We start from the raw sequence: 9,614 nt of genomic DNA on the forward strand, positions 1-9,614 counted from the left end.
GGCGGGCGGTTCTCGGTCCCGCACCGGACGACAGCGCGGCGGGCGGGGTGGGACGGCGGGGACGTTCAGGCCAGGACGGTGGCGCGGTAGCGCTCGTGGGTGCGTACCAGGTCGTGGTGTTGGCCGGTGACCGGATCCTGGTCGCCGTCGAGCAGCACCACCCGGTCGGTAACCGCCAGCAGCGCCGGGCTGCTGGTCACCAGGACGGTGGTCCGGCCGTCGCGTACCTGGCGCAGCCGGCTGGCGATCCTCGCCTCGGTGGCGGTGTCGACCGCGGTGGTGGGCTCGTGCACCACCAGCACCGGGGGCTCGGCGTTCAGCGCGCGGGCCAGGACGATCCGTTGCCGCTGGCCCCCGGAGAGCGACCGGCCGCGTTCGGCGACCGGCGTCCGCATCCCGTCCGGCAGTACGGCGGCGACCTGGTCCACCGTGGTGGCGGCGAGCACCGCGTCGAACCTGGCCCCGCCGCCGGCCGAGGCGACGTTGCCGCCGGCCGAGGCGACGTTGTCGAGCAGACTGCCCTCGAACAGCACCGCGTCGTGGCTGGCGGTGAGGATCGCCGCGCGTACCAGGGCCGGGTCCAGGTCGGCGAGCGGAATGCCGTCGAGGGTGATCGTGCCCGCCTCGGGGTCGGCCTCGCGGGCCAGGCAACGTACCAGTGTGGCGGCTGCGGCCGGGTCGGGCGCGACCACGCCGAGCAGTTCGCCGGCTGGCACCCGTAGTTCGGTGATCCGCAGTGGGCCGTCGGTGACCTGTTCGAAGCGCAGCTCGCCCCGGACCGGGCTGACCGGCGCGAGGCCGCCGGGGCGCACGGCCGGCGCGGCGGCGTGCACCGCCGCGATCCGGTCGGCGGAGGCGCGGGCCTGGGCGAATTCGGCGTTCACCCAGCTCAGCAGCGAGAGCGGGTTGAGCAGGAAAAGCGCGAGGCCGACCGCGGCGATCAGTTCACCGATGCTGATCTCCCCCTGGATCGCCAGCCGGGCACCGAGCAGCGCCACCGCCGTGATGAACACGCCGGTGATGACGATCAGGGCGCCGTCGTGCCACGCCTGGGCGTTGGCAGCGCGCAGCGTGGCGTCCAGCGACCGCCGGTTGATCAGTCGGTAGCGGGCCCAGGCGGCGCGTTCGGCGCCGATTCCCTTGAGCACGCGCAGGCCGGCGACCAGGTCTGCGGCAACACCGGAGGCGTACGCCACGTTCTCCTGTTCGGCCGCGCTGCGGCGTTGCAGCGGGCCGCCGACCAGGTGCGCGATCCAGAGCACCGGCGGCGCGCCGAGCAGGATCAGCAGACCCAGCGGTACGGACGCGTGCAGCAGCGCGACGGCGGTGGTGACCAGCGCGGCCAGTGCCGCGAACCCGGCCGTCACCGCCATGTTCACCGCGCCGACCCGGCTGGCGTCGCTGGTGGCGATGCTGACCAACGCGCCCGGCAGGTGCCCGCGTTCCACCCCGCCGTACGGGGCGATCACCCGTCCGGTCAGCTCCCGGCGGATCTGGTGCGCGGCCCGCTCGGCGGCCCGCTCGCCGAACCGCGCGGCGAACCGGAAACTGGTCGACAGGCCGGCGAAGACCAGTGCCAGCACGACCAGCCACTGGGTCAGCGCGGTGGCCGAGCCGGTCGCCACCGCCCGGTCCACCACCAGCCCGATGACGACCGGTACGAGTGCCTCGCCGGCCTGGTGTCCGGTGGCGAGCAGGCTGCCGAGGGCGACGTCCCGCCCCTGACCGGTGACGGCCCGGCGGAGCACCTTACGTCCGGTCGTCGGGCCGCCGGTCGCCACCGGGTCGGTCGCCGCCCCGGGTGTGTCGATCGGGCTCATCCGACGGCCACCGGGCTGGTCCGGTCCCGGTGGTGCCGGCCCATCGGAATGATCATGGGTGTTCCGGTCACCGGGTCGAGGGTGACCTGACAGTCCAGGTCGAAGACCTGCTCGACCAGGTCGGCGGTGATCACCTCGTCCGGGCTGCCCTGCCGGACGATCCGGCCCGCCTTCATCGCGATCAGGTGGTCGGCGTACCGGCTGGCCTGGTTGAGGTCGTGCAGCACCATCACGACGGTCCGGTTCTCCTGCCGGTTCAGGTCGACGACCAGGTCGAGTACGTCGATCTGGTGGGCCAGGTCGAGAAAGGTCGTCGGCTCGTCGAGCAGGAGCACCGGGGTGGCCTGGGCGATGGCCATCGCGATCCAGGCCCGTTGCCGCTGGCCACCGGAGAGTTCGTCGACCGGCCGGTGCGCGTGCTTCAGCATGTCGGTCGCGGTGAGCGCGTCGGTCACCGCCCCCTCGTCCTGGCTGGACCACTGCCGCCACCACGTCTGGTGCGGCGCGCGTCCCCGGGTGACCAGGTCGATCACGGTCAGACCGGCCGGCGCCACCGGCGCCTGCGGCAGGATGCCGATCTGCCGGGCCACCTGCCGGGTCGGCATGGACTGGATCGACCGGCCGTCCAGTTCCACCGCACCGGAGCGCGGGGCGAGCAGTCGGGCCAGTGCCTGGAGCAGGGTGGATTTGCCGCACGCGTTGGCGCCGACGATGACCGTGATCCGACCGGCCGGGATGGACACCTCGAGGCCGTCCACGACGAGGACCTTGTCGTAGCCGAGGCAGAGGTCGGTCGCGCGCAGGTCGGGCAGCGCGGTCGGTTCGGGTGCGGCCGACGGTTCGGGCAGCGCGGCCGGTTCGGCCGGTGCGGGCGACCGGCGGTGGGCGGGCGCGGGATCGGTCACGGCTACGCCGAGGGGTTCAGCGGGCACGGTCATCCTCCGGAGCCGGTTCGGTTGGCGCGGGCGAGGAGCCAGAGCAGGACCGGTGCGCCCAGCACACCGGTCACCACCCCGACGGGCAGGTGGTCGTCCGGCAGCACGTGCCGGGCGAGCAGGTCACCGGTGACCACGATCAGGGACCCGGTCAGGGCGGAGAGCAGCGGCGGCGGGGTCGCCACGGCGGCCAGCCGCAGCGCGATCTGCGGTGCGATCAGCGCGACGAAGAGGATCGGCCCGGCCGCCGCGGTGCCGAAGGCGGCCAGCCCGACGGCGGTCACCAGCAACGCCAACTGGGTACGGGCCACCGGCGTGCCCAGCCCGGTCGCGACCGCCTCGCCGAGTTGCAGCGTACGCAGCCAGCGCCCGAGCAGCAGGGTGGCGGGGAGCAGCACCGCCATCGCCAGCGCCAACGGGCGTACGTGCTGCCAGCCGCGTTCGTTCAGGCTGCCGACCAGCCAGCCGACCGCCTTCTGCGCCTCGAACGGCAACGCCCTGGCCAGCAGGTAGTCGGTGGCGCTGGTGCACATCCAGGCGACCCCGACCCCGACCAGCACGATCCGGTAGCCGGTCGCCCCGCGTCCCCAGGCCAGCGCGTAGACCAGCAGGGCCGCCAGCAGCGCGCCGAGCAGTCCCAGCGTCTGGGTGCCGAGCCCGGCGCCGAAGCCGAGCACGATGCCGCCGACCACCGCGGTCTGCGCCCCGGCGATCACGCCGATCATGTCCGGGCTGGCCAGCGGGTTGCGGGTCATGGTCTGGAAGACCGCGCCGGAGATGCCGAAGGCGGCGCCGACCAGCAGGCCGACCAGCGCCCGGGGCAGCCGCAGTTCGTTCACCACCAGCAGGGTCCCGGCGTCGCCGACACCGAACAGCGCCGGCACGACCTCGGCCACGGTGAGCGGGTAGTCCCCGGTGGCGATGCCGACGCAGAACACACCGAAGGTGACCAGCGCGAGCACGGTGCCGACCGCGAGGGCGCGCAGCGACAGCACCGCGCTGATCGCCGGCCGGGCGATCCGGACGGTGGCCCGCCCGGCGGTGGCGGAGAGTTCGACGAAGGCCATCAGAGTTCCGCCAGCCGTCGCCGCCGGACCAGGGCGATGAAGAACGGCGCGCCGAGGAAGGCCACGATGACCCCCACCTGGATCTCACCCGGCCGGGCCACCACCCGGCCGGTGATGTCCGCCGCGAGCAGCAGGATCGGTGCCAGGACCAGGGTGTACGGCAGCAGCCAGCGGTAGTCCGGCCCGGTGACGATCCGCACCAGGTGCGGTACGACGAGCCCGACGAAGACGATCGGTCCGGTCACCGCCACCGTCGCGGCGGCCAGCACGGTGACCGCCCCGGCGCCGCAGACCCGGATCAGGCCGACCCGCCGGCCCAGTCCGGTGGCGAGCTGGTCCCCCAGGGCGAGGCTGTTCAGCGCGGGTGCGAGGGCGAGCGCGGCGACGATGCCGACGGCGAGGAACGGCAGCACCCGCAGCAGCGCCCCGCCGTCCTGCCCGGCCAGCGAGCCGGCGGTCCAGAACCGGTACCGGTCCAGGGCCAGCGGGCTGGCCAGCACGATGGCGCTGGTCAGCGAGCCGAGCAGCAGCGTCACCCCGACCCCGGCCAGGGCCAGCTTGACCGGGGTGGCGCCGCCGCGCCCGACCCCGCCGAGCAGGTAGACCACGGCGCTGGCGAGCAGCGCGCCGAGGATGGCGAACCAGATGTAGCCGTACAGGCCGGTGAGATGCAGCACAGCGCTCGCGGTCACGATGCCGAGGGCGGCCCCGGCGCTGACGCCGAGCAGTCCGGGATCGGCCAGCGGGTTGCGGGTCAGGCCCTGCATGACCGCGCCGGCCAGGCCGATCGCCGCTCCGGCGAGCAGCCCCAGTGCGGTACGCGGCAGCCGCAGACCGCGTACTATCGCCAATACGTCCTCCGGGGTCCGTCCGGGGTCCACAAGGGACCGCACGACCTCGCCGAGCGGGATCTGGCGGGCGCCGACCGCGATCGACAGCAGGCAGACCAACCCGAGCAGGAGCACCCCGGCGGTGAGCGCGACCAGGTGGCGGCGGGTCGCGCCGCGCACGGTGGGTGGCCGGATCGGTGCGCTCACATGGTCTCCCTCGAAGGTGCTGCCGGCGGCGACGGTCCACCTCGCCCGACACGTGTGAGAGCATCTTACGGCTTGAGGTTAGGTTAGCCGACCCTTACTATATGGCAACCTCTCCTCGGCCGGTGCCGAGGTCCCGTCTCGCTGCCGATTTCCTGTCTTGCCGCCGATTCCCGAAGGGGACCCATGCACAGTCCGTCGAAGACAGTCACTCGCCGTCGCCTCGGCCCGCTCTCCCGGATCCTGCTCGCGGTGGCGCTGACCGCCACGGTGGCCGCCTGCGGCGGCGGTTCGGAGGAGCCGGAGAGCACGGCGTCGGCATCGGCGGCGCCGGGAGCCTTCCCGGTCACCATCGAGCACAAGTACGGGTCCACCACCGTCACCAAGGCGTCCAGTCGGGTGGTCACGCTCGGGCTGAGCGACCAGGACACCGTCCTCGCCCTCGGGATCAAGCCGGTCGGCGCGGTGGACTGGTTCGGCGAGCGCCCGTACGGCAACTGGGCCTGGACGAAGGACCTCTGGGGCAGTACGCCACCGGAGATCGTCGGCGAGCGGGACGAGTACAACGTCGAGAAGATCGTCGCGCTGAAGCCCGACCTGATCGTCGCGCAGTACACCGGCATGACCCAGGAGCAGTACACCACGCTGTCCAAGATCGCCCCGGTGGTCGCCCAGTCCAAGCAGTACGACGACTACTCCACCCCGTGGGACGAGATGGCCAAGGTGATCGGCAGGGCCCTCGGCGCACAGCCGAAGGTCGAGCAGCTCCTCGCCGACATCGACAAGCGGCTCGCCGACATCCGGGCGCAGCACCCCGAGTTCGCCACCCAGACCGCGGTGGTGGCGGACCCGAGCGAGCCGGGCACGTACGCCGCCTTCGCCAAGGCCGACCCGAAGGCGCAGTTGCTCGCCGAGATGGGCTACAAGCTCTCCGACCAGGTCGAGCAGGTCGCCGGCAAGGAGACCGCGGCGGTGCTCAGCGCCGAGCGGCTCGACCTGCTCGACGTGGACCGGCTGGTACTGCTGACCACGGAGCCCTCCGTGCAGGCGCGGGTGAAGGCCGACCCGGTCTACGCGGCGTTGAAGGTGGCCAAGGAGGATCGGGCCGTCTTCGTGCCGTACATGGAGCCGCCGGTCGGCGCCGCACTGTCGTTCGTGACGGTGCTCAGCGTGCCGTACGCGATCGACCAGCTCCTGCCGATGCTCGTGGCACCCGGTCGCTAATGCCGGCCTACCTGCCCTTCGCCGTACGGGTGTCCCGGGTCCAGCGGTTGAGCCCGACCTTCGTACGCGTCACCGTGTCCGGTGAATCCCTCGCCGGGTTCGCCGGACACGGCTACGACCAGCGGATCAACCTGATCTTCCCGCTCCCGGGCGAGGACGCGGGGACGCTGCCGACCGGGCCGGACTGGGTGGAGCGCTGGCAGGCGGTGCCGGTCGAGCGTCGGCCTCCACTGCGGACGTACACGGTTCGGGCGTTCCGCCCCGACCGGCGCGAGCTGGACCTGGACTTCGTGCTGCACGGCGTCGCCGGCCCGGCCTCGCGCTGGGCGACCGAGGCCCGCCCCGGCGACCCGCTCACCGTCATCGGGCCGGTCGCCGGGCACCCGGGCCCGTTCAACGACGTGGCCTGGGCACCACCCGCGCACGCGGGGCGGCTGCTGCTCGCCGCCGACGAGGCGGCCGTGCCGGCGGCCTCGGCGATCGTCGAGATGCTCGGGCCGCACAACCGGGCGACGGTGGTGCTGGAGGTGCCGGAGCCGGCGGACGTGCTCGACCTGACCGTCCCGGACGGGGTCCGGCTGGTCTGGCTGGCCCGCAGCCGGGGCGAACGGCTCGGTCCGGTGGTCCGGGAACTGGTCGCGGACCTGGTCCCGGTCGCGGCGGCGGCGGGTCCGGCCCGCGAGCCCCGACTGGCGAGCGGGGCGACGCCCGAGGAGCCGGACGAGGACGATCTCTGGGAGGTGCCCACGTCCGAGGAGACCGTCGGCCGACCCGACGGCTTCTACGCCTGGCTCGCCGGTGAGTCCGGTGCGGTGGTGGGCATGCGTCGTCACCTGGTGGGGGAGCGGGGCATGGACCGCCGCGCGGTGGCGTTCATGGGCTACTGGCGTCGGGGCAGGGCACAGGCGAACTGACGGCCGGACCGCCCGGCCTCCCCTCGGGGGACGGACCGGGCGGTCGGGTCGGCCGGACCAGACTCAGGGCTGGTTGGTGAGGTAACCGCCCATGGTGTGGAAGTACTCGGTCGCCGGATATTCGGTGCCGTCGTCGGTGCGTACCCGCTTCACCAGCAGGCCGTGGCTGCGCCCCCGGCGGGCCTCGGCCCCGGCAACGATGACGATGCCGTCGTCCTCCCGGATGAAGACCCGGCCCGGGGTGCCGCCGTAGATTCCGCGCGAGACGGCCGCCTCGATGATCCGGATCCGCTCGCCCCGGTGGTAGGTGAACGCGTTCGGGTACGGGTCGGCGAGCGCCCGGACCACCCGCTCCAGATCCTCCGCCGGCCAGGTCCAGTCGATCAGGCTGTCCTGCACGGAGCGCTTGTGGAAGAAGCTGCCCCTGCTCGGGTCCTGCTTGGTCCACTCCGTCTGACCGGATTCGATCAGCGCCAGCCCGTCCAGCGTGATCGGCCCGAACAGCGCCAGCGTGCGGTGGAACAGGTCGGCGGTGGTGTCGGTCGGCCCGACCGGGACGGCCCGCTGGAGCACGATGTCGCCACCGTCGAGCTTGTCGTCCATCAGGTGCGCGGTGACGCCCACCTCCGGCTCGCCGTTGATCAGCGCCCAGATCAGCGGGGAGAATCCGGCGTACGCCGGCAGCAGCGAGTCGTGCACGTTCAGGGTGCCGTGACGAGGGAGGTTGAAGATCTCCGGGGGCAGCCAGGTACGCCAGTTGGTGGCCACCATGATGTCCGCGTCGACCTGCTTGACCTGGTCGGCCAGCTCCTCGTCGGGACGCTGGCGCAACAGCACCGGTACGCCGTGCGCCTGCGCGAGGTCGGCGACGGAGTCGTCCCACATCTGTTCGTACGCGTGGTCGCTCTTGGGGTGCGTGACCACCATCGCGACCTCATGTTCCGAGTCCAGCAGCGCCTGTAGGGTTCGATGCCCCCAGGTCTGGTAGCCGAACATGATTACTCGCATGTGGACGCCTCCTGGCATTCCGGCGGATACTAGTCAGGCAAGCCTTACCTAGCTAGCGTGTGTGGTGTTGCTGTCTCCGCATTGACCCGGTTTTGAAGCAAGGGTAGCCTACCCTAAATCGACGATCTAGGGGTGTGGTCCATGGCGCACGTACCGCCGCACGACGAGCTGCCCGTACACGACATCGTCGGAGTGGGGTTCGGCCCGTCCAATCTGGCGTTGGCCATCGCCCTTACCGAGCAGGAGCTGCCGACCGGACCGGCCGGCAGCCAGCAGCCGGTCTCCGCGGTCTTCCTCGAACGCCAGCAGAGCTTCGGCTGGCACCGGGGCATGCTCCTCGACGACGCGACCATGCAGGTCTCGTTCCTCAAGGACCTGGTGACCCTGCGGAACCCGACCAGCCGGTTCAGCTTCCTGTCCTACCTGCACGCCAAGGACCGGCTGATCGACTTCATCAACCACAAGACGCTCTACCCGCTGCGGATCGAGTTCCACGACTACCTCGAATGGGCCGCCGCCCAGGTCGACCACCTGGTGCGCTACGGGCACGAGGTGATCGGCGTACGGCCGGTGACCGGCGAGAACGGCATCGAACTGGTCGACGTGCTGGTCGACACCGGCCGGGGCACCACCGTGCACCGGGCCCGCAACCTGGTCCTCGCCACCGGCCTGCAACCCCGGCTACCCGCCGGCGTGATCGCCGACGACCGGATCTGGCACAGCCGTGACCTGCTGTTCCAGCTCGACCGGGGGATCGACCCCGCGCCGTCGAGGTTCGTCGTGGTCGGCGCCGGCCAGAGCGCCGCCGAGGTCACCGCCCACCTGCACGACCGGTTCCCCGAGGCCGAGGTCTGCGCGGTCTTCTCCCGGTACGGCTACAGCCCGGCCGACGACAGCTCCTTCGCCAACCGGATCTTCGACCCCGGGGCGGTCGACGACTACTTCGACGCGCCGGCCGAGGTCAAGGCCGAACTGATGGGCTACCACGGCAACACTAACTACTCCGTGGTCGACGGCGACCTGATCGCCGAACTGTACCGGCGCAGCTACCGGGAACAGGTCCTCGGCCAGTCCCGGCTGCGCCTGCTCAACACCTCCCGGCTGCGCGGCGCGGTGTCGCACGCCGACGGCGTACAGGTCAGCATCGAGACCCTGATCACCGGACAACCGGCCACCCTGGACGCGGACATCCTGGTCTGCGCCACCGGCTACGACCCGGTCGACCCGGCCAACATGCTCGGCGAGCTGAGCGGCCACTGCCACCGCGACGAACTCGGTCAGCTCCGCCTCGGCCGGGACTACCGGGTCGCCACCGACGACGAACTGCGCTGCGGCATCTACCTCCAGGGCGGCACCGAACACAGCCACGGCATCAGCTCCTCGCTGCTCTCCAACGGCTCGATCCGGGCGGCCGAGATCCTGGAGTCGATCGTCACCCGCCGTGACCTGCCCGCACCGGTCCCGGCGCCGGCCGGCGCCGGCCGCGCCTGACCGTTACCCCACCACCGGGCGGCCGACCACGGCCGCTCGGTCCACCGGGTACGGGCAGGTGCGGCAACCCGCACGCCCCGGCCCCGGCGCGGAACCGGCCCCGACCGTCGCCGTCCCGCGT

8 protein-coding genes are annotated in these 9,614 nt (G+C 72.3%); 3 read left to right on the forward strand and 5 right to left on the reverse strand.

Features of this window, described 5'->3' with window-relative positions:
* Window positions 1-65: 65 nt before the first annotated feature.
* Genes ACI2K4_RS05055 through ACI2K4_RS05070 form a run of 4 tightly spaced genes read right to left on the reverse strand, consistent with a single transcriptional unit; the run spans window position 66 to window position 4,787 of the window.
* Complete coding sequence (locus ACI2K4_RS05055; RefSeq protein ID WP_404508865.1) at window positions 66-1,820, reverse strand: ABC transporter ATP-binding protein; 1,755 nt, start codon at window positions 1,818-1,820, stop codon at window positions 66-68.
* Window positions 1,817-2,752 carry an ABC transporter ATP-binding protein gene (locus ACI2K4_RS05060; RefSeq protein WP_404508867.1) on the reverse strand — a complete coding sequence of 312 codons (936 nt, stop codon included), beginning with the start codon at window positions 2,750-2,752 and terminating at the stop codon, window positions 1,817-1,819. The genes ACI2K4_RS05055 and ACI2K4_RS05060 overlap by 4 nt, the downstream gene beginning before the upstream one ends.
* Before the next feature lie 2 nt (window positions 2,753-2,754).
* Window positions 2,755-3,822, reverse strand: a complete 1,068-nt coding sequence (locus ACI2K4_RS05065) for a FecCD family ABC transporter permease (protein WP_404508869.1) — start codon at window positions 3,820-3,822, stop codon at window positions 2,755-2,757.
* Window positions 3,822-4,787: a FecCD family ABC transporter permease gene (locus ACI2K4_RS05070; RefSeq protein WP_404509195.1), complete on the reverse strand. Its 966-nt coding sequence runs from the start codon at window positions 4,785-4,787 to the stop codon at window positions 3,822-3,824. Before ACI2K4_RS05070 ends, ACI2K4_RS05065 begins: the two co-directional genes overlap by 1 nt.
* A gap of 255 nt (window positions 4,788-5,042) precedes the next feature.
* Here ACI2K4_RS05070 and ACI2K4_RS05075 point away from each other — a divergent pair, with 255 nt between their 5' ends.
* Together ACI2K4_RS05075 and ACI2K4_RS05080 are read left to right on the forward strand one after the other, a co-directional pair.
* Entirely contained in the window at window positions 5,043-6,080 is a 1,038-nt protein-coding gene (locus ACI2K4_RS05075) for an iron-siderophore ABC transporter substrate-binding protein (protein ID WP_404508871.1), read from the forward strand.
* Window positions 6,080-6,994, forward strand: coding sequence for a siderophore-interacting protein (locus tag ACI2K4_RS05080; protein WP_404508873.1), 915 nt, complete (start codon window positions 6,080-6,082; stop codon window positions 6,992-6,994). Before ACI2K4_RS05075 ends, ACI2K4_RS05080 begins: the two co-directional genes overlap by 1 nt.
* A gap of 63 nt (window positions 6,995-7,057) precedes the next feature.
* Here ACI2K4_RS05080 and ACI2K4_RS05085 read toward each other — a convergent pair whose 3' ends face one another.
* Window positions 7,058-8,002: a methionyl-tRNA formyltransferase gene (locus ACI2K4_RS05085; RefSeq protein ID WP_404508875.1), complete on the reverse strand. Its 945-nt coding sequence runs from the start codon at window positions 8,000-8,002 to the stop codon at window positions 7,058-7,060.
* A 141-nt stretch (window positions 8,003-8,143) separates the two neighbouring features.
* Between ACI2K4_RS05085 and ACI2K4_RS05090 the strand changes: the two genes are divergently transcribed.
* Entirely contained in the window at window positions 8,144-9,493 is a 1,350-nt protein-coding gene (locus ACI2K4_RS05090) for a lysine N(6)-hydroxylase/L-ornithine N(5)-oxygenase family protein (protein ID WP_404508876.1), read from the forward strand.
* Window positions 9,494-9,614 lie beyond the last annotated feature (121 nt).

Source organism: Micromonospora sp. NPDC050397, assembly GCF_044901685.1.
Taxonomy (GTDB): domain Bacteria; phylum Actinomycetota; class Actinomycetes; order Mycobacteriales; family Micromonosporaceae; genus Micromonospora_G.